This is a genomic window from Niastella yeongjuensis (assembly GCF_900110245.1).
In the GTDB taxonomy this organism is placed as follows: Bacteria; Bacteroidota; Bacteroidia; order Chitinophagales; family Chitinophagaceae; genus Niastella; species Niastella yeongjuensis.
Map to the genome: position 1 here is coordinate 91,489 of NZ_FOCZ01000020.1, position 21,086 is coordinate 112,574.

Here is a 21,086-nt window from a genome sequence, read left to right on the forward strand (position 1 = left end):
TAGTCTTCCCTGGCTATTAGTTTTAGTGTTTAATAATTTGTTTTGTTGTTATAGTTTTTCCATTGCGCACTTCCACCTGGTAAATACCGGTTGAAAGAGATTGCAGGGAAATTGTCTGGGTAGCAGTAGTGAGCCTTTGCGTAAGTAACAGTTCGCCTCTGAGGCTATACACTCTTACCATCGCGTCAGGTGCTACTGAACCTACCTGGATGTTGAAATGATCTGTTGCCGGATTCGGGTACAGAACGATCTTATCAGCAGCAGCATTGAGGTTATCAATTACATCTGCAGGGGTATTGGCCGCTACACGCAATTGTTGCGCACCAGCTGGCTCAGTACCAAAGATCAATTGTCCTTTGTAATACACGGTCATGTGATCATTCACTGCTAACTGGTTAGCAGGTGCTTTGTATGAATAGTCATTCGAGAAATCGAAATTAGACCAGTCAGATTTTGCAATGCGGTATTGGATATTACCGGTATTGCCTGCAGGGTACAGGTTACCCATGGTTGGCTTAATCTTGATCTCGAAATATTTATCAGCACCATTTTTTACAGGACTTACTGTATTGAAGCTGGTGAGCACATTGCTGTTACCGATCTTGGCGTAATCCACCCATGAATTCAGGGCAGAATTGCCATCGGCGGTGAACCAGTAACGAACACTCAGGTCGCCATAAGCTACGGGCACATTGCCTTCGTTGTTGATGGATACAAAAGTGCTGATGCTGTTTTTACCACCATTTTGTGTTTGTGAATAAACCTTCACTTTCACTTCAGGTGTAACAGCTACTGGTTCAACGCCCCATACCAGGATACCATTGCGATACAAGGTAATGTGGTCATTGTTTGTGTACGTTTTGTTCTTCGCATATGAATAGTCATCGGCTTCGTTGAAGTTTGACCAGTCGGTATTTGCAAAACGAGACTGAATAACACCGGAATTGCCACCTGCTACCAGGTTACCGGCTGTTTTATCGAAGCTGTATTCGATGTAACCATATGCACCGGCACGTGGTTGATCGAGCTGTACATATTTGGCTTTCACTTTGCTATTACCCAGTTGAGCATAGTCGATGTAGGTATTGATACCTGCATAGTTCTCAGCAGTAAACCAGTAACGCGCAGTCAGCTCGCCATAAGCTACACTTGCTTTACCCTTATTCACCAGTTGCAAATATGGGTTGATACTGTTGTTGGTAGCTTGTCCGTTGTCACCATCCTGTGACTGTACAGCAATACCCAATGGAGCAATGGTCAACGTACGTACAACAGGCGTTGCAGCCAGATAGGTTGAGTCACCTGCCTGAGAAGCTGTAATTGTCACAGCGCCATCACGTTTGATCGTCAATACGCCATTGTTGATGACAGCGATAGTTGTATCAGAAACAGTATAGCTAACCGGCAAACCTGAGCTTGCAGTAGCCTTCAGTGCAATTGTTGCTACATCACCCACAGTAACAGCAGACAGGGCATTGAAAGTGATGCTTTGCGTCTTCTTGTTAATGGTTAATGTATTTGAAACTGATGCAGCAGACAGGTAAGTATCATCACCCGCTTGTGAGGCAGTGATAATTACGGTACCAGCGCGTAAAGGGGTTATTACACCATTCAGGATCGTAGCGATCGTAGAATCAGAAACGGTATAGCTAACAGCCAGGCCAGAAGTAGCAGTCGCATTCAGTACAATAGGATTGTCACCCAGGGTAACATCGGCCAGTGCATCGAAAGTGATGCTTTGTGCCTTCTTATTTATAGTCAATGTACGCGAAACAGCTGCAGCAGGGAGGTAAGCCGAATCACCAGCCTGTGAAGCTGTGATGGTTACTGTACCAGCGCGTACAGGTGTTACTACGTTATTCGCCAAAGTAGCGATGGCAGTATCAGAAATCGCATAGCTAACCGGCAGGTTTGACGTGGCGGTAGCATTCAGTACAATCGGGGTGTTATCGCCCAATGTAACGGCAGCCAGTGAATCGAAGCTGATGGTTTGCTGAACATGTGGTAACGTGTTCTGCAGCTCTTCTAACGTTTTCACTGTTTTTACCCACTCAATTTCATAGCTTGTTTCACCAGAAGAGATATCAGCTACTTTAAACTGGAAGGTAGTCAATGTGGTAGCTCTGTCCGTAGGCAGTTTAGTACCAGCAGCACCAAAACCACCTTTGGTCAAATCATAATAATAAATATCATCACCTACTTTACCGGTCCACTTATTGGAAGTATTGCCAAATGAACCCAGGTTGGTATCGAAAGTGATATTCGCTACCTGTGGTTTTTTGAAGCGGATTGCTACGATGGGATAATTGTTTGGTAACAATTTAGCACCGGCAGTCCTCTTCACATCACCACGGCCTTTTGCATTTGTTTGGGTAACCAGGGTTACCACCAGCTTACCATTCTGAACGGTTGCTACGGAACCACTGGTTGCAGCAGCCCAGCCATCGTTTGTACCAATGAAGTTATCATCGATCAAACCAGAAATGGTATCAACCGGCAGTTTAACAACCAGTGTACGGGCAACAGGTGTTGCAGGCAGGAAAGCGGTATCACCAGCTTGTGAAGCCGTAATGATCGCTGTACCTTCTTTTTTAACATTTACTCTATTGTTTACAATAGTAGCAATGGTAGTATCGGAAATGGTATAACTAACAGGCAGGCCTGAGCTGGCTTTGGCATTCAGTATAATTGTTGTGGTATCACCCAATGTAACGGCAGCCAGTGAATCGAATGTAATGGTCTGTGATTTGGTCGGAGTTGTTACTTCCACCAGATCAGCCACTGTTTTCACTGTTTTAACCCATTCAATCGCATAGCTGGTTTCACCAGAGGTGATGTCGGCTACTTTAAACTGGAAGGTAGTGAGCTTGGTAGCCACATCTTTTGGCAGCATGGTTGGCGTTGCGCCAAAACCGCCTTTGGTAAGGTCATAATAATAAATATCATCACCTACTTTACCAGTCCATTTATTGGCAGCATTTCCAAAAGAACCCAGGTTGGTATCGAAAGTGAAACTTCCGGCCGCTGGTTTTTTGAGTTTGATGGCAAAAATGGGATAGTTACCAGGTTGCAGGGTAGCGCCCGCTGTTCTCTTAACATCCCCGCGTCCTCTACCGTTCGACTGGGTAACCAATGTAATGTTCAGTTTGCCATCCTGTACGGTAGCTACTGAACTGGCAGTTGCTGCCGCCCAGCCATCTGCTGTTGAGGTAAAGTTATCGTTGATCAACCCAATTGTGGTATCAACAGGTGTATTACCACTTGGATAATCGGGCACGGTGCTCTGATAGAAGAACAGAGAGCCATAGCCAGTACCATCTGCACCTGCAGGAGCACTTTCAGGACCTGTAGCCTGCATCACCTGCAGCGTCCAGGGCATTTGCAAACCTTTTTGAGCAACGTAATGGTTATACGCTATTTCAAAGATGGGTCTGAACTGGCCACGGGCAGTAGCAGAGATTGCCTCGGGGGTATAATCAGTGTAATTTTTTTCGCAATAGTCGTAAGCTGTTTGGTAATCAACATTATTTCCCAGGTTATATTTCGCAGCATACTCATAGCCGCGCATAATAGCATTACCTGAGGCAGAGTACAGGTCAACACCCTGTTTACCGGCCATTTCAGCCAGTTCAGACAGTGAGCCCAATGCCAGCAATACGTGTCCCTGGTCGCGGTTGCTCTCCTGCAACTGACCGGCGGCAGTTATTACATAATTGTCGATGCTGCCATTGCCTTCACCATGGTAGAAGTAAGTTACCACCCGGTTGAACATCTCGGTATCATTGTTGTAAACGGCAATAGCCATCAACGCTTTCATACAAATGATGTCCCAGTTACCGTGTGAACAGGGTGAGAAGTTTTCCAATACAGGATAGAAAACATTTTTCAGCATGGTTCCGGCCTGCTGTTGTTTGTCAACCGGCCATGCGGGATAAGTAGAGCGCATGATCTCGGCGGCATTGGCCAGCATACAACCATACAAACCGTTCAATGCGGCATCTACGCCAACAATAGCGGTAGTGGTAGCTGCATACGCATCGATGATCTCTACAGATTTTTTGGCATGCGCCTCATCGCCGGTGATGTTATACATCAGGGCATTGTAATACGCTGCCAGGAAATCGGCTTCCACGCCATTTTTAACAGTTCCACCATTTACACCATTCACGGTAATGGTAGCGTCGCGGGTAAGCTGCGCATAAGGTCCTGCCATATCATAGGTGGCAGAAGAGCGCGATGAAGCTGCCAGCAACTGATAGCTTGCATAAGGACGGCCGAACTTGTTGGCCACCTGGCTTTTCATTCTTGCCAGGTCAGCTACACTGTGTAACAAACCGGGGTGAGCAAAAGCTCCCTGAAAACTGAAGGAGTCCGGGTTGTTAACGCCTACAGACGCCCGCAATTCATCTACCGACGCAAAGGTCTTCACCCAGTCAACCTCATACTGAATATCATTCGCAGCTACTTCTGTAGACGTTAATACCACGTCGGCAATTTTAAACTGAAATGAAGTGAGGTTGGTGCTGCTACTTACCAGTGCAGTAGTACCGAGGGTACCTTTTGACAGGTCCCAGTAATACACATTACCAGAAGCAGAAGCAATTTTGGTAGCGTTGTTGTTGGAACCATTGAACGACCCCAGGTTGGTGTCGAAGAAATAGTTACAACGGGGTGGCTTGTTGAACTTGATAGCCACAATTGGATAAGCGCTGGCATTAAACGTGGTGCCGCCTACCTTTTGAAAATCGCCGCGGTATTTACCACCAGATTGTGCGGCCAATGTTACCACAAACTTGCCATTTACAATCTGACCGGTTGAACCGGCGGTAGCAGCTTTCCAGTTGTTGGTGCTGCCGGTTGAGAAATCATCATTCAACAATCCGGTCTGGGCCATAGATTGTTGCATAAACAAAGTGAGCACAAACAACACGCTTGTCGCTCCAAACTTCATGACTGCGGATCGCAGCCACTTTTGCTTCAAAAGAAGCACATTACTCATAACGGTAATTCTCATGCTTAGGGACTTTTGATATTTCACGGGATTATGAAATCGCAATCAATAGGGGTTTACACCGGGCCTTGCGTTTCTTTCACTCTCCGTGAATATCATTTCACAAGGCGCCGTTATTGGTTATGGTAGTTATTTGATAGTCCTTTTATCTGTACCGCTACTCCCCCCGATGCCAGCAAAGGGAATGTCAGGATCACCTGCTGGTTGTCACGCATGGCCTTGCCTGGTTTTATCCACCCCGTTTCTTTGTTACTCGTTCCACCTTCGGCAATAACAGCATATATACTGTCCGCCGAGATGGTGGTAAGGGGTAATTCACAATTAAATTTTATTTCAGAAACTGGTACTTTATTATACAGCCCTTCATGGCCGTATTCTTCCCACACTACGGTACCCGGTTTAAATTGCTTTATCATGAAGGGAGCTAGTTATTTGTCACGGATACATTGTCGATCTGTACAGTAGTACTGCTACGCATGCCAGATGCCACCGGTATACCAACCAATATTTCTTTATCAAGTAGAAGGTTTATGCTTCCTATAGGCGTCCAGTTATTACCATCGTAAGAACCAAAGGCAGTAAAAGTGGAGCCCTTTCTTTGCAAACATACCCAGCAATAACCAGTCAGGCGGCCATGGCTTACAGCGGGCTCCACCAATGGTTGTCCAGTGGCACCAACGGTTGTTACCCCGCCTTCTTTAGCGCGACTCATTAAACGCAAATGCCAGGCAGGAGCTTCCACTGAATTTGTTTTACCCGGGTACAACATCAGCGAAGCATACGCGGCATCAGGCGCAATCGCTTCGCGCATCATCAATCCCATGCTGGAAAACTGCGAACTGGGTTCAGGATTAATACGGGCAGTAATAGCCCCATCACCATTCAATGATTGGAAAACAAATAAACAGGAATCCTGGGTATTGCCTAATCCACTCCCCAAAGCTTCTATGCTAAATCCATTACCATCGAAGTTTGCTTTGTTCATCGCTGAATTGCCGCCAATTGCCTGTTGTTGCCAGTTAAGGGGCACGCCGGCAGCGACACTCACCGCCAATGTATTGGGGCTTTCGCCTTTCGCACTGGTTGCAGTGAGGGTATAGTAATAAACAACACCCGGACTTACCTGTTTGTCGATATAGCCGCAGTTGAAAATACCTTTTGCAATGGTCGTATAAGGACCGTCACTTTTTGTGGCACGTTTTACCGAATAGGTTTCCGCACCAAGTGTCGCTATCCAGCTCAGTGTTATTTGTTGGTTGGAACCGGAAGCAATAATACCACCCGGTGCTGCCCGCGGATTGTGCACCGTCGCCGAACCGGCTGGCCTTGTATATAGCAGGGTGCCATAGCCCGGGTGATCGGCACTGGGTTTACCGGGCCCTTCGGGTCGTATTTTTTCTGCTGCCTGTTTTGTAAAGGGCGCAGTCAATCCCATCCGGTTCACATAATGATTGTAGATCTGTTCGTATACCGCCCGCAAGTCGCCCCGTGCTTTTGTAGCTGGTTTGAATTGTTCATACTTCCCGGTGCGATCGAGCACATGCGCAAAAGGCACATCATTACCGAGGTTGTATTTCGCGATGTACTCAAATCCTTTTAACAGGCGGTTATTGTCATAACCATACAGGTCTAACCCCTGGTGCCAGGCCATTTCACAACAATCGCCTAACAAGGCAATACCTAATTGGGCATGCCCCTGGTCACGGCCGGATTCCTGTATCTGTCCGGTTTCGCCGATTATATAATTCGTGATCCGGCCATTGCCACAGCCGTTCACATAATATCGCAAAGCCCGTTCGTAGATGGCCTGGTCATTACAAAAGATGCCAATGGCCATTACGGTTTTTATCGCTGCTGCATCCCAGTTGCCATTGGCAAAGGGCGCAAAGTCTTTCAACACAGGATAGATCACTTCTTTAAAATGATTTTCCGTTTGTTGAATAGCCTCACCTGACCAGCCGGCATTTGTATAACGAATGATCTCCGCCGCATTTACCATTTTGAAAGGGCCTAAGCCAGCCATTAACACCGCATCACGACCGGTAATAGACTTCAGCGTAGCCGACCAGGCATTGATAATTTTGATAGCCACATCTGCATACTTTTTCTCACCGGTGATCACCCACATAATGGCATGTTGATAGGCGGCATTGGCGTCATTGTCGTACGTGGCTTGCCCTACGGTTGGGTTACGCCCCACCATGGCCATAGGTCCCTGCATTTTATACTTAGCCTGCGAAGCCGGGTTCTGCATAAATACCTGGTAGCCGGAATAAATAGGTTCCTGCTTTTCAGCCACCGCGGTCTTCATTCGATCCAGGTCTTCCCGGCTTTGCAATAAACCGGGATGGTTGAATATTTGGGCATGTATCAAACACGGGAACAACGTCAAAATGATGATTACAAAATGCTTCATATTATAATTTAAATAGTTTCAAGCCATAGGCCAGGCAGGCACAGGCGAAGCCAGTTTAATCGGTTGTCAATTTTATTCATAATGGCTGTTTTAAAAATGCACTAGCAATCTTTTTATAATTGGCAATTGAATAGTTTCATAGGACCAGGCATAGAAAAGCCATTCAGACCAGTCTCGTTAGGTTGACCTGTTACTCTTCTGTCGTAAAACTTCAATGATCTAAAATGCGGGGAGTAATTGTTGTAACAGTTTCATGTTGGCAAGTTTAGGTTTGAGAAGATCAATCGTTACAGGGCAGTTGCCTTAACGACTGCAAAATACAGGGAGAAATCAGGAGTTTAGGGAGGGGTAAAAGCCGGAAAAGGGGGGTGTGGAAGCCATTTTATCAGTTTTACCCCCTCATTTCTCATTCTTAATCTTTACAACAAACTGATTTCCGAACGTTTTCCGGTACTTCTTTATATAGTCTGAAGGGTTCATGCCAAACACCTTATTGAATTCGGCGCGGAAGAATTTGATGTCGTTAATGCCGACCCGTAACGCCGTTTCGCTTACATTATAATTTGTATTAATAAACAATTCGGCTGCCTTGCGCAACCGGATGAACCGGATAAAAGATTTAATGGACAGGCCCGATACCGATTTTACTTTCCGGAACAGGTTGGAACGGCTCATGCCGATTTCGGCCAGCAGCACCTTCAGGTTAAAGTTGTCGTCGTCGAGGTGGCTTTCCACGATGGCGATACAACGCTCCAGGAATACCTTATACTCCTGCGACACCTTCTGATCGGTATGGTTCAGCGTGATGGCATTAAAGAAATAATGCTGCAGCACGGTGCGCGTCTTCAGCAGACTGGCCACCCGGGCTACCAGGATGTCTTTATCAAAAGGTTTGGTGATGTAATCATCGGCGCCGCCTTCCACGCCTTTCAGCCGCACTTCGGCCGACGTACTGGCGGTAAGCAAGATCACGGGAATGTGTTGCAGGGCGGCCTCCTCCTTGATCTTTTTACACAGATCGATGCCGCTCATGCCCTGCATCTGAACGTCGGTAATCACCAGATCGGGCAGGTGTTTGTGCGCCAGGCTCAGGCCATCTTCCCCGTCTGAGGCCAGTAACACCTGGTAAGTATTTCTAAACAACCCAAACAGGTACTGGAGGATCTGTTCGTCGTCATCTATCAACAGGATCGATTTCTTTTCCGTTACCACGGCTTCCAAAGGTTCGCCCGCTGACTCCCCGGTTTCCAAAGTGGACTCAGTCACATCATCCAGTGCCAGTTCTTCCAGTAATACGGGTTGAACCGGCCCTTCATCCAGGAGCACTTCATCGCCCCAATGCTGAAAACCCTTGAGCAGACTGAGCGTAAAAGTGGTCCCTTCACCCGGCTTGCTTTCAAAACTGATCTGTCCTTTGTGCTGGGCAGTCAGGTGTTTTACCAGGTACAACCCAATGCCGAAACCCTTTTGGGCAGTGATGGCCTGACCGGAAGCCCGGTAGAATTTCTCGAACAACTGATCACCGGTCTCCTTATCGAAACCAATGCCTGTATCCTGCACATGAAATATTACTTCGTTATCTGATTCGCGCACCTGTAAAACTATACGGCCGTTTTCCGGGGTATACTTCACTGCGTTCGACAGCAGGTTATACAGGATGATACCCAGCTTTTCACGATCGGCATATACCTCTGGGTGTTGAACCGGGCAATCAAATTCGTAGTGGATCTTTTTTGCTTTGGCCTGCTGTACAAAACACAAATAGATATCATTCGCCAGTGCATACACGTCCTGTTTTGCCGGTCTGATGGTATCCATCCCGCTTTCTGCCTTGCGGAACAACAACAACTGATCTACCAGGCTCAGCATGCGGCGGGCGTTCCGGTATACGGTTTGTAATTCGCCATCTGGTTTTTCGGGCGGTTCCTGCTGGCGGCCCAGCACATCTTTTAGCGGATTGATGATGAGGGTAAGCGGTGTTCTGAACTCATGTGAAATATTGGTAAAGAAAGTGAGTTTGTTTTCATTGATGGTGCGTTCGCGTTCATTGAGCACCTGTTCCTTTTCCCGTTCGGCCCTTTCTCTTTCCAATTCCGACTTTTTATTTTCGGCATCGAGGTGCGCAATGGCCACTTCATATTTCAGGCGGGTCTGCCTGGAGCGGTACCACCACCAGGCATAAAATAAAGAAGCAATAGCGCAGCCATACAATAAATAGGCTAACCAGGTCCGGTACCAGGGTGGCAGCACCGTAATGCGCAGCATCACTTCTTCCTTATTCCAAACACCGTTTACATCGGTGCTTTTTACCCGAAACACATAACTGCCTTCATTCAGGTGTGTATAGTTGGCGGTGCGCAGATCACCCGCATAGTTCCAGCCCCTGTCCCACCCTTCCAGATAATAGGCATAGGAGATCTTTCCAGGCGTGGCATATTCCGGGGCTACGTAGTTGAACGAAAAAACCGCTTTATTGTAAGGCACGCGCATTTTATCGGTATAGGGTACCGATTGATTATCTACCATTATACCGGTTAAATATACAGGTGAGGGATGCGGTGTCTGGCTTATGCTTTCCGGATGAAAAATATTGAACCCTTTTATCCCGCCGAACAACAACTCGCCTGAGCGAAGCGCCAATGAAGAATTAGGATTGAACTGGTTGCTTTGCAACCCATCGCCCTGGTAGTAATTATGAAATATTTTGGTGGCCAGCGTAAAACACGACAGGCCATTAAAGGTGCTCATCCACAAATTTTCTTTCCCATCTTCCTGCATGTTCAACACCGCATTGTTACACAGCCCTTCAGCCGTAGTATACCGGGCAGTAATTTTTCCCTGGACCCGATCGAACGATACCAGGCCGCCGCCCTCTGTGCCCAGCCAAAAATTACCCGCCTTATCTTCCACAATACTGCGAACACTTTTACCGATGTTGTAAAAAGTATGTTGTTTGTTGATGCGGTCAATCTTTATAAGCTGGGTCAGGTTACCGCCCCACAACACACCGTTTCGGTCTTCTTTTAAAGAAAACAATTCCGACAGGTTATCGAAATACTCAAAGCGGTCAGTTGTTTTATTGAAACGATACAAGGCCCCTTTTATACCGCCTTCCTGCAACGTAGAAACCCACAGGGTTCCTTCCCTGTCAACACACAACTGGTACACCATCTTGTTTTCGGCATTGTTGTATAGCGGATTGAAACATTTGTACCGGCGGAAGCTTTGTGTCTGTTGACTGTATTGGTTCATGCCGCCCCAATAGGTGCCGATCCATACGGCCCCTGCATGATCAGCAGCAATGCTGGTGATGAAATTATTGCTGATGGAGGATGCCTTACCGGGATCATTGGTGAAATTGGTAAAGGTGCCCTGCTTTCTATCCCACCGGCTCACCCCGCCAAACTCTGACCCGATCCAGATCCTGCCATCATTTGTTTCATAAAAAGCCGATACATAGCCATTCACCAGGCTGTTACTATTAAGGGGGTCGTGCGCAATAGTCGTAAAACGGCTTTTTTGTCCGTCAATGAGATTGATGCCGCCCCGTTGCGAGCCCAGCCATACGCGGCCTTCGCGGTCAACAAAAACGGTATTGAAGTTCTCATTGCTCAAACTGTTTACCCGGCCATCAGCCACCAGGTGCGTCAACTGCCGGGTAGCCGGGTCGAATACTTTTACGCCATTGTCCTTGGTCACCATCCATAAGCGGTGTTGGTGATCGAGCGCAAAATCAGCTACTTTATCGGTTGCCAATTGCGGATCATACTGATTGAGCGCACGGGTATAGGTATTCGTTCCTATATCGTAGGTATAAATGCCATTGTTAGTGCCTACCCATAACTGATCGCCATCGGGGAAAATTCTAAAGGAAGCTTTCAATGTTTCATTCACCAGCTGCAATTGCAGGGTGTTGGAATTGAACAAACAAAGCCCACGACCAACAACAAACACCCAAACTCTTTTTTTATCATCGATGCGTATACAGGCGGCGGAATAATTGGCCGTACTAACGCCATTGGCCACCAGTGGAACCTGCACCGCTGTCTTATTTCGATACACCAACAACCCATCGGTTAAACTGGCGATCAGCATGGTGCCATCAACTGTTCGTTTCAGGTCTTTCGTTTCCGTAGTGAGCGTACGGGCCGCCTTCTCCGCATAGGGGAAAAACTGAAGCCGGGTAAATTTACCGGTAGCTGGCTGATAAATACTGAGGCCCGTGTTGGTGCCGATCCATACATTACCGGAAGCGTCTTCCTGGATGGCATGGATGCTGTTATCTACCAGCGAACTGGTATCGTTAAACCGGTTGCGGAATACCTTGAATTCATAACCATCGTAGCGGTTCAGCCCATCGTAGGTACCAAACCAGATAAAACCCTTCCGGTCCTGGTAAATAGCACGGATGGTATTATTCGAAAGCCCATGTTCAATGCCCAGATATGATAATGGCGGATTTCCGGTTGCAAAACCAAAACGGGGGTAAAATATCGCTACAAATACAATCAGGATACACTTTAAAACAGCCTTCAGCATGAAGCAAACTACAGAAAAATACCGAAATATTATATGCCGCTCAATCCAGCCTGATCTTTTTGATCAGGGGCTTCCTGAGTTGGCCGGGATTGAGGATAGTGCCATCTGGCTGCAACTGACTCACCTGACTGATGGCGATAAAATAAAATTCGTTGTTTACAATGGCGCCGGTAGTTGGCTCCACATAATCCGGATGGAAAGATTCCAGCACCTGGATGCGTGCTACCTGCTGCCCAGATTCGTTTAAATACAGGCGTACGATCCGGTCTTTATCACTGCCGGTACCCTGGATACCAATAAGGGAATGGTTATAAAAATACAAACCATCAATATAGTTCAGGAAACCGGGTTCAACTGTTGTCAGTGCAGTCAGTGCATTTGTTTGCAGATCGATGCTGGTAATGCCTGTTCGGTCGGCTACATAAAGCATATTCCTTTTTTCATCGAAGGCAATGCCGTTGGGGTAAATAAAATCGTGGGCAACCAGCGGCGTAATATGCCCTTCTGTTAAACTTAGTTTATACACTTTTCCTGCTTTGCTGTCGGTAAAATAGATAGTATTGTTCGGAGCAATGACCAGGTCATTAAACAGGTGTTCGGTGCTTTTATTGTCGAGCACATATTTTTTGATCAACCGGCCCGTGTTCAAATCAAACCCAAAAATACCCGAGTAACCGTTGTGGCGGGCGTTTTCCGAAGCACTACACACCCAGATGCTTTTCCCATCAGCGCTTATCTTCATCCCCAGTACCATCCAGATCCTGTTTTGTCCCGGTAAAATGAAGTCTTTTTGCCGGTTGTTCTCATATGCAACAATTTTGCGCTGGGCCAGGCTGCTTATAAAAAACCGTTTTCCATCAGCCGTTGCCGTGAGGCCTTCGGGTATCATGCGAACATCATCGAGTACAAATGCATTTTCACTACCCAGCACCGGTTTGGCGTTACGGGCAAATTGTTCAACGAGGGAACCATAGGCGGTTGTTCCTTTTAGCTTATCCAGTTTCAGGTTGGAGGTAATATCATAAGGAAGGCCTTTGCCGGCCAGTTCCTGCAGCAGCCCCAAACTTTTATTGACGCTATCTGCCTGGCAGTAACATTCTGCTACTTTATATAAAATCGAGGGATAGCGAACCATCTGTAATAATTGATTGCCCTTTTCAATACAATCGTTGTAATCTTCTTTTGTAAGCGCCTGCTGGAACTGCTCATAATTTATTTTGAAAGTTTGGGCAAGGCCAGGCAATGACAAAACAATCAGCAGCATGATGATGAGTGCTTTCATGACAGGTTATGGTTGATCGTCTATAAATTTACCATTCCCTGTAAGAAGGCCCAAATCAATTCTGCAAGCGGTATTCAACGGGCGACATACCGGTCTTTTGTTTAAACAACCGGGTAAAGTGCTGGGGATATTTAAAGCCCAGTTCGTATGCAATATCGGTTATTGACTTATCGATGTCGAAGATCTTTTCCTTGGCAATATGGATCAACTTTTCCTGCACAAACTCCTGGGCAGATCTGCCGGTCTCCTTTTTGATGAGATCGCCGAAATAGTTGGGTGACAAATTCAATTCACTGGCGCACCAGGCTACCGAGGGCAGGCCAATGGTCTGTGGCTTATCTGTATGAAAATAGCCGTTCAACAGTTCCTCGAACTTTTCCAGAAACCCTTGGTTTGCGTTGTCCCGGGTAATGAATTGCCGGTCGTAAAACCGCACACAATAGTTCAGCAACAATTCTATGTTCGAGACGATCAGCATTTTACTGTGTTTGTCGACTGCCTGCTCCAGCTCATATTGAATTTTGGCAAAACTTTCCAGGATCACTTTTCTTTCCCTTTCTGATAAATGCAATGCCTCGTTGGCCTGATATCCAAAGAAACTATACTCCTGGATGTGCTTCCCTAAGGTGGTGCCATGTATAAAATCTTCATGGAATACCAGTACATGCCCTTTAGGTTGAATCAGCACGCCATTGCTATCCACACCCGCTACCTGGCCCGGCGCAAAGAAAACCAGGGTTCCCTGCTGGTAATCATATTTATGGCGGCCATAGCGCATGTCGCCGCATTTAACATCTTTTATGAAGAGGGTATAAAAGCCATAGTACGTGGGCGCGCCCAGGCGCGGATCGGCTTTCGACAGATCTACCACACTTACAAGCGGGTGTAATGTTTCATTGTTATTGAATGCGTTATACTCACTTATGGTTTCAAATCGCCTCGTAACCTCCATTTGTTTATAATTTAACGGGAACAAATTTACCACTTTATTCGTCAGTTACCAGCCGGTGGGCAGGCATCAGGAATAATGGTATATAAACCAGTAATCTGTATACAAAACAAACAGGCCGGTGGTTGGAACTTTGCATCATCAAACAAAAAGTTATGCAAAAAAGAACGTTAGGAAAAAGTGGGCTGGAAGTATCCGCATTGGGCCTGGGTTGTATGGGCCTGAGTTATGCGTACGGCCCCGCCACAGAAAAACAGGAAGCCATTAAACTGATCAGAAAAGCTTATGAGCTTGGGGTCACGTTTTTTGATACGGCTGAGGCATACGGGCCTTTTGAAAATGAAATACTGCTGGGCGAAGCATTGCAACCATTCCGCAAGGAAGTAGTAATAGCCACCAAATTCGGATTTGTAGATGGTATACCAACAAACGGGCCAGACAGCCGTCCGGAAACGATCCGGGCATTTACTGAAGCCTCGTTGAAACGGTTAAAAACAGAGGTAATTGATCTGTTGTACCAGCACCGGATCGATCCCAATGTACCTATTGAAGACGTAGCAGGCACCGTAAAGGAGTTGATCAAAGAAGGAAAAGTAAAACATTTCGGGATGTCGGAAGCAGGTGTTCAAAGCATTCGCCGGGCGCACGCCGTACAGCCGCTTGCTGCGTTGCAAAGTGAATACTCGCTCTGGTGGCGCGAACCAGAACAGGAAGTCCTGCCTACACTGGAAGAGCTGGGAATTGGTTTTGTGCCTTACAGTCCGTTGGGTAAAGGTTTCTTAACCGGAAAGATAGATGCACATACCACCTTCGGAGATAACGATTTCCGCAGCAAAGTCCCCCGCTTTACCGAAGAGAACCGCAAAGCCAACCAGGCATTGGTTGATGTACTGGCGCAAATTGCAAAGGGATTGTATGCCACCAATGCACAAATTGCACTGGCGTGGTTATTAGCACAAAAGCCGTGGATCGCTCCAATCCCCGGTACTACCAAACTGAATCGCCTGGAAGAGAACATGAATGCTGCCGCTATCACGCTAAGCACCGGCGATTTGAATAAGATAAATGAAGCGGTCGATAAGATCACCATACAGGGAGCAAGGTATCCTGAGCAAATGCAAAAAATGATCAACCGCTAAAGGGCAGAAGGCAGAGGCAGAACCTTATTTACAGCCAGGCAGCTCCGTTATCAATACCACATCTGTAAACGCCTATACGCCCGGTGGAATGCCTACTATAGAACTTCTTTATATAATAACGCAGTCCCGACGATTAAGCCGGGATTGTGTTATTTAAATACGGCAGTTTCTGCAAAATGATACGGTTTATTAAAGTGCTTGCACAACGCCATCCCCACTGCCATTCTTAACTGCCCGGTCCTGTTTTCCGGAACAGGGCTTAACAGGATCCAACTTTCCTGATCCACAAAAACATGATTTCCGTATAACTTTTGTTCCAGTGCGCCATTCATGACGGTGATGTGGTATTCTTTATGATCGTTTTTGTCTTTAATGCGGGCCAATGCGAAATACGTTTTGCCCTTATACTCAAATTCAATAGACACTATATCTTCCATACGCTTCAATTTTCTGTTTTTATTGAGAATATGATACATGCAATAACGATTCATCTGTCTGGTTACAGATGACAAAGCCTGCCTGGCTGTTACTTTTAACCATTATGTATTTCTGCTAAAATAGGCTGCGGAGGGAGAACATTGGATCAATTCAAAAAAATTATGCCTGTATCACAAATATAATCAAAGTGGCCTACATATTTGTTTTTTATTTATTGCATTGCATTAACTTAGTATGGTTTGTTTCCCGTGGCACAGGCATGTTAAAAGTTATTTGATGAATCCAAGATGAGGATTGAATAATTATCAAAAACTACACATTATGATCGAGATGTTTTTTGTTGGAATACTGGTGATTGTAGCGATAATTGTTTTTATCATTATAACAATCATCAAAAAAAGTAAGGGGGAACACATCGGTGAAGACGGAATTCACGACCGATAGCCCAACCAGCTGCCGTTGTGTTTTAGGGAAGCCCTTTCAATGTTTTGGAATTATGTAATAAAATAATGGAGCGGCCTTCGGCTATAAGCGTATCACCCGCATTATGTGTTGCACCTTCCAAAGTGATCGTATCATGTACAGTGTTGATCACTTCGGTCCAGCATTCCGCATAATTAGCCGGCGGCAATTTAAAGGCAACCGGTTCGGCCGTACAATTAAAGATCACATAAAAATTATCATCGGTGATCTTCTCTCCTTTCGGACCGGTCATATCCAGGTCTGCGCCATTCAGGTAAATGCCCAACAGGCGTGCCACATCTTTTGTATAATTATCATCCTTTAATTCTTTACCATCGGGTAAGAACCACTCGATGTCTTTCAGGTTCATCTCTTTTATCAGATGCCCCCTGAACCAGCGGCGGCGGCAGAATACCGGGTGGTTCCGGCGCCAGTGTATCAACTGCCGGGTAAATTCTAACAGTCCGGTATCGGCTTTTTTCCAGTCGATCCAGGAAATTTCATTATCCTGGCAATAGGTATTGTTGTTCCCGTTCTTAGTGCGGCTGATTTCATCACCACTTAAGAGCATGGGTACCCCTTGCGACAATAACAAGGTAGTAAGCAGGTTTCTTTTCTGCCGTTCCCGTAACGTGTTGATGCCGGCATCATCTGTTGGCCCTTCTGCGCCACAATTCCACGAATGGTTTTGCTGGTCGCCGTCCTTGTTGTCTTCGCCATTGGCTTCGTTGTGCTTTTCATTATAAGAAACCAGGTCATTGAGGGTAAAGCCATCATGTGCGGTAATGAAATTGATGCTGGCTGTTGGCGACCGGTAATCGCTTTTATACAGATCGGCGCTGCCGGTAAAACGTTCGGCAAATTCAGTCAGCATACTGTCGCCGCCACGCCAGTAGTCGCGCATGCAATCGCGGTACTTTCCATTCCATTCGGCCCAGCCGGGCGGAAATTTCCCTACCTGGTAACCACCCTCGCCTACATCCCATGGTTCGGCTATCAGTTTTGCCTGGGAGATCACCGGGTCCTGGTAAATAATTTCAAAGAAGGCGCTCAGGCGGTTTACATCATGCAGCTCACGGGCAAGGGTGGCTGCCAGATCGAACCGGAACCCATCTACGTGCATGTCGTTGACCCAGTAACGCAGGCTGTCCATGATCAGGCGCAGCACGCCGGGCAAATAAGCATTCAGCGTATTGCCGGTGCCGGTATAGTCCATATAATAACGCTTGTCTTCTGCAAGCCGGTAATAGGCTTCATTGTCGATTCCCTTAAAGGACAGTGTGGGACCCATATGATTACCCTCAGCTGTATGATTGTACACTACATCGAGGATCACTTCAATGCCGGCCTTGTGCAATTCCTTTACCATATTTTTAAATTCCGTTACCTGCTCCCCTTTTACGCCGCTGGACGAGTAACGCACATCCGGCGCAAAAAAACCTATGGTATTATAGCCCCAGAAATTGGTTAACCCTTTTTCAACCAGGTGGCGGTCGGCCACAAAATGATGAACGGGCATTATTTCAATAGCCGTAATACCCAGTCTTTTAAAATAATCTATGGTAGCCGGGTGCGCCAGGCCTGCATACGTACCACGCAATTTTTCCGGCACATCGGGGTTTAGCTCCGTGAATTCTTTTACATGCACTTCATAGATCACCGACTGGTCGTATGGGATCTTGGGCTGTTGCACGTTTTCCCAATCAAACTCCGAATCTACAACCACCGACAGCGGCATATAAGGCGCACTATCGGTACCATTCAGGCTAAGGTCATCCTGCCCCATCCGGTAACTAAACACACTGTCGTGCCAGTCGATGGTGCCCGATATTGCCTTGGCGTAAGGATCGAGCAACAGTTTATTGGGATTAAATCGTTTGCCTTCATTGGGTTCATAGGGTCCGTTTACGCGGTACCCATATAACTGCCCGGGTTTCAGATCAGCTATGTACACATGCCAAATGTGGTGTTCTCGTTCCTTGAGTTTTATTTTTACGAACTCAGTCTTACTATCCAGGTCTTCGAACAGGCACAATTCCACTTCTTCTGCATGTTCGCTGTAAATAGAAAAATTAACCCCTTTGCCATCATACATTGATCCCAATGGGAAGGCCTTTCCAGGATAAATGCCTGAAAACACACGTTCAAGGGAAGGCTTCATCCCTATCTTATTTTCTGCAATCATAAATAGAAATAATTAAACTTCTCCGGTGAGCAATAGAACCGGGAAATTGCTGAATAAGTTATGTATTGGTAAATCGCCTGCTGTGTCAACCATTTCCCCGGTAAAATTATTTTGCCATTTTACCGGCGCATTGGCTGGCAGGGTTATAGAACAATTGTTATAGGTTTCTTTCCCCGAAACCGGAGCTATTACCAGCACCCATTCTTTTTTATAATGGCGGGCGTAGGCAATAATTCCACAACCATTGGTTGCATATACCGGTATATACTCGCCATGCAAAAAGACTGCCGCCAGTTGCCGCCGGCATTGCAGGGCTTTTAGAGTCACATAAAATTTTTCAAGGCCTTCGTCTCTTTTCGTAGTGACATACTTCAAGACTTCCTCAAAGCCTTTTAAATCCTTCTCCCTGAGTTCCATTACATATTGTTTATATACATCAAAATCAACTGGTCTGCGATTATCCGGGTCCACATAACTGGTGTTCCAGCCTTCACTGCCCTGGTAAATATCAGACACCCCCGGCGCGGTGATCTTTACCAGGGTTTGGGTGAGCGACAACAATTGCGCATGGGCTACTATCTTTTTAACGAACGGCAGGAAGTTTTTTAGAAAATCATGCCGGGGCGACAGGAGCTTTTCAATAAACAGACAGCCAGCCTCTTCATATTGACTGTTGGGCTGTTGCCAGTTGGTAAACAGTTTTGCTTCCCGGATAGATTTTATATAATACGCTTTCAATCGCTCTGTATATTCCGGTGTTACCTGCTCATCGGTGGGAAAACCAGCAATCAATGATTGATAAATAAAGTATTCATCTTCCAGCGCCGGGCCTGGCGCATTGATCATCCGCCAGTGTTCCACCGCCTGCTGCCATTCCTCAGCAAACCAGGTAAGCGCATGCACGCGCAGGCGGCCATCTTCCCCACGTTTGGTATCGTGGGTAGATGTTGCATTTATAGAAAAGGGGAACTGTTGCTGCCGCTGTTCCATCCAATGATGAAAGTTCTGTACTGCATAGGCTTCTTTGTTGGGTGTATCTCCCACTTCGTTGTGCCCTAACAGGGCATTGTAAACGTAAAAACTAGTATCCTCCACGCCTTTAGCCATAAGCGGACCGGTAAACTGCATCAGCCGTTTTTGAAATTCCAGCCGGCGTAAATTAACAGCCGTATCATTTTCATCGAAGTCCCAAATGGTTTGTAACAACTGCAAAAGCTCCCGCCATTCAGATCCCCTTGTGATCGCTTCCTGAATGGTTTGGTCAATTATTTGCAGCGCCTTACTATCAGGCGCTTCTTCCCCGGGGTATAACCGGTACACGGGCATACAGCACATCAACAATGCCAGTGCCTGTTTCACTTCCTCCGGCTTAACCGTTGCAGGAACCAGTTGCAATGTATATAACAGCCGCACCAGGTTGTTCCATTCCCCTACCATATAAGTTTCCAGGAAATGGCGTTTCTTTTCAAAAACGATGGTCTTATAATCCGGCGTTGCCGGGAAAAGCGTTTGATAATAGTATTTCAACTGACGGGCACCTTCCGTATTGGTCAGTAACCAGCTGATCTGTGCCGTAAATTCATAACCCGTAGTACCCTGTACCGGCCAGTTGGCGGGTAGTTGTTCGTGCTGTTCCAGGATCTTTTCAACCACCACATAACAATCATCGCCAAAGAATTGCCGCACCCGGTTTAAATATTCAAGCGGTTTCTCCAACCCGTCTATATGATCAATGCGTACGCCCTGCACCAGTTTTTGCCGGTACAGGTTGTGCAATAACTGATGGTATTCGTAAAATACTTCTTCATTGGCAATGTTCACAGCAATCAGTTCATTCACGGCAAAGAACCGCCGGTAATTGATCACCTGGTTGGCATCCCGCCAGTAGCAAAGCTGGTAACATTGTTGCTGCAACAGGTTTTGCAGCACCCGGGCATCGCTGTTTATTACTTCCAGCAGTTTCCGCACTTCCGTTACCGCCTGTTCACTGGCCAAAAAGGTTTGCACCAGCCCGGTCTTTATTTCGCGCCACGACGATAAGGGCCAACCCTGCGCAGCTTCCTTCCGCAGTTGTTGTATCAATTGCACCACGTCTGGCTGATGCAACAGGGCTAACAAAGGCTCATAGGCGCTGATGGAAAGCGGGTAAATGGTTTCACCATATTTTACTACAAAACCTTCGGAGAGAAGAGCTATTTTAATTTCCCGCTGTTGTAAGCATTCGGGCAGTGGTTTTCCCAGGAAGGGCACCATCACCTTCCCGTTCAGCATGGGGTCGGGATGGTTCCAGTCTATATCGAACCATTTGTAATAGAGAGAATATTCACCCCGCTCCAGCACATCGGCCAGGCGAAAGTTGCTCATACCAAAGACCATATGATTAGGCACCACATCCTGCAGCCAGGTCATGTCTTTTTGCCGTAATTCAATATTGATCCGCTGCAACTGGTCCATTGTACCAATTTCAGGGTTCAATGTATAGGGATCCCCCACATCATAGCCATGCGTACTGCCAGCCGGAGCTGTAAAAAACGGGCTGGCATATATGGTGGTTATGCCCAGCTCATGCAAATAGTTTATGATCTTTTCTACATCGTTGAAGTTAAAGGAGGCATTCAACTGTAACCGGTAGGTAGATACAGGTATTATCATAAAACCACTCTCT

At 46.5% G+C, this 21,086-nt stretch carries 10 protein-coding genes; 1 reads left to right on the plus strand and 9 read right to left on the minus strand.

Annotation, left to right across the window (positions count from 1 at the left end; translation table 11 throughout):
- Nucleotides 1-22: 22 nt before the first annotated feature.
- The 6 genes from BMX95_RS31720 to BMX95_RS31745 form a co-directional block, all read right to left on the minus strand.
- A complete protein-coding gene (locus tag BMX95_RS31720) occupies nucleotides 23-5,014 on the minus strand; it encodes a DUF4979 domain-containing protein (protein WP_081201925.1) in 4,992 nt (1,663 codons plus the stop codon).
- 110 nt (nucleotides 5,015-5,124) lie between these two features.
- On the minus strand, nucleotides 5,125-5,427 hold the full coding sequence (locus BMX95_RS31725) for a hypothetical protein (RefSeq protein WP_081201927.1): 303 nt from the start codon (nucleotides 5,425-5,427) through the stop codon (nucleotides 5,125-5,127).
- Between the two features lie 8 nt (nucleotides 5,428-5,435).
- Nucleotides 5,436-7,427, minus strand: coding sequence for an alginate lyase family protein (locus BMX95_RS31730; protein WP_081201929.1), 1,992 nt, complete (start codon nucleotides 7,425-7,427; stop codon nucleotides 5,436-5,438).
- 399 nt (nucleotides 7,428-7,826) lie between these two features.
- Nucleotides 7,827-11,966 (minus strand): two-component regulator propeller domain-containing protein, encoded by a 4,140-nt coding sequence (locus BMX95_RS31735; protein WP_081201933.1) that lies wholly within the window; start codon nucleotides 11,964-11,966, stop codon nucleotides 7,827-7,829.
- A 40-nt stretch (nucleotides 11,967-12,006) separates the two neighbouring features.
- A complete protein-coding gene (locus BMX95_RS31740; protein ID WP_081201935.1) occupies nucleotides 12,007-13,248 on the minus strand; it encodes an SMP-30/gluconolactonase/LRE family protein in 1,242 nt (413 codons plus the stop codon).
- Between the two features lie 55 nt (nucleotides 13,249-13,303).
- Nucleotides 13,304-14,200 (minus strand): helix-turn-helix domain-containing protein, encoded by an 897-nt coding sequence (locus tag BMX95_RS31745; protein ID WP_081201936.1) that lies wholly within the window; start codon nucleotides 14,198-14,200, stop codon nucleotides 13,304-13,306.
- A gap of 152 nt (nucleotides 14,201-14,352) precedes the next feature.
- Here BMX95_RS31745 and BMX95_RS31750 point away from each other — a divergent pair, with 152 nt between their 5' ends.
- Entirely contained in the window at nucleotides 14,353-15,336 is a 984-nt protein-coding gene (locus BMX95_RS31750; RefSeq protein ID WP_081201938.1) for an aldo/keto reductase, read from the plus strand.
- 149 nt (nucleotides 15,337-15,485) lie between these two features.
- Here the strand turns inward: BMX95_RS31750 and BMX95_RS31755 are convergent, their stop codons facing one another.
- The 3 genes from BMX95_RS31755 to treY all read right to left on the minus strand — a co-directional run bounded on the left by BMX95_RS31755 (nucleotide 15,486) and on the right by treY (nucleotide 21,073).
- Nucleotides 15,486-15,773, minus strand: a complete 288-nt coding sequence (locus BMX95_RS31755; RefSeq protein WP_133053969.1) for a hypothetical protein — start codon at nucleotides 15,771-15,773, stop codon at nucleotides 15,486-15,488.
- A 467-nt stretch (nucleotides 15,774-16,240) separates the two neighbouring features.
- Nucleotides 16,241-18,421, minus strand: a complete 2,181-nt coding sequence (gene glgX / locus BMX95_RS31760; RefSeq protein WP_081201941.1) for a glycogen debranching protein GlgX — start codon at nucleotides 18,419-18,421, stop codon at nucleotides 16,241-16,243.
- A gap of 12 nt (nucleotides 18,422-18,433) precedes the next feature.
- Nucleotides 18,434-21,073, minus strand: coding sequence for a malto-oligosyltrehalose synthase (treY, locus tag BMX95_RS31765; RefSeq protein ID WP_081201942.1), 2,640 nt, complete (start codon nucleotides 21,071-21,073; stop codon nucleotides 18,434-18,436).
- Nucleotides 21,074-21,086 lie beyond the last annotated feature (13 nt).

Bases quoted from the DNA above. Each gene is read 5' to 3' on its own strand.
- BMX95_RS31720 (WP_081201925.1), bottom strand. From the start codon at position 5,014: ATGAGAATTACCGTTATGAGTAATGTGCTTCTTTTGAAGCAAAAGTGG.
- BMX95_RS31725 (WP_081201927.1), bottom strand. From the start codon at position 5,427: ATGATAAAGCAATTTAAACCGGGTACCGTAGTGTGGGAAGAATACGGC.
- BMX95_RS31730 (WP_081201929.1), bottom strand. From the start codon at position 7,427: ATGAAGCATTTTGTAATCATCATTTTGACGTTGTTCCCGTGTTTGATA.
- BMX95_RS31735 (WP_081201933.1), bottom strand. From the start codon at position 11,966: ATGCTGAAGGCTGTTTTAAAGTGTATCCTGATTGTATTTGTAGCGATA.
- BMX95_RS31740 (WP_081201935.1), bottom strand. From the start codon at position 13,248: ATGAAAGCACTCATCATCATGCTGCTGATTGTTTTGTCATTGCCTGGC.
- BMX95_RS31745 (WP_081201936.1), bottom strand. From the start codon at position 14,200: ATGGAGGTTACGAGGCGATTTGAAACCATAAGTGAGTATAACGCATTC.
- BMX95_RS31750 (WP_081201938.1), top strand. From the start codon at position 14,353: ATGCAAAAAAGAACGTTAGGAAAAAGTGGGCTGGAAGTATCCGCATTG.
- BMX95_RS31755 (WP_133053969.1), bottom strand. From the start codon at position 15,773: ATGGAAGATATAGTGTCTATTGAATTTGAGTATAAGGGCAAAACGTAT.
- glgX (WP_081201941.1), bottom strand. From the start codon at position 18,421: ATGATTGCAGAAAATAAGATAGGGATGAAGCCTTCCCTTGAACGTGTG.
- treY (WP_081201942.1), bottom strand. From the start codon at position 21,073: ATGATAATACCTGTATCTACCTACCGGTTACAGTTGAATGCCTCCTTT.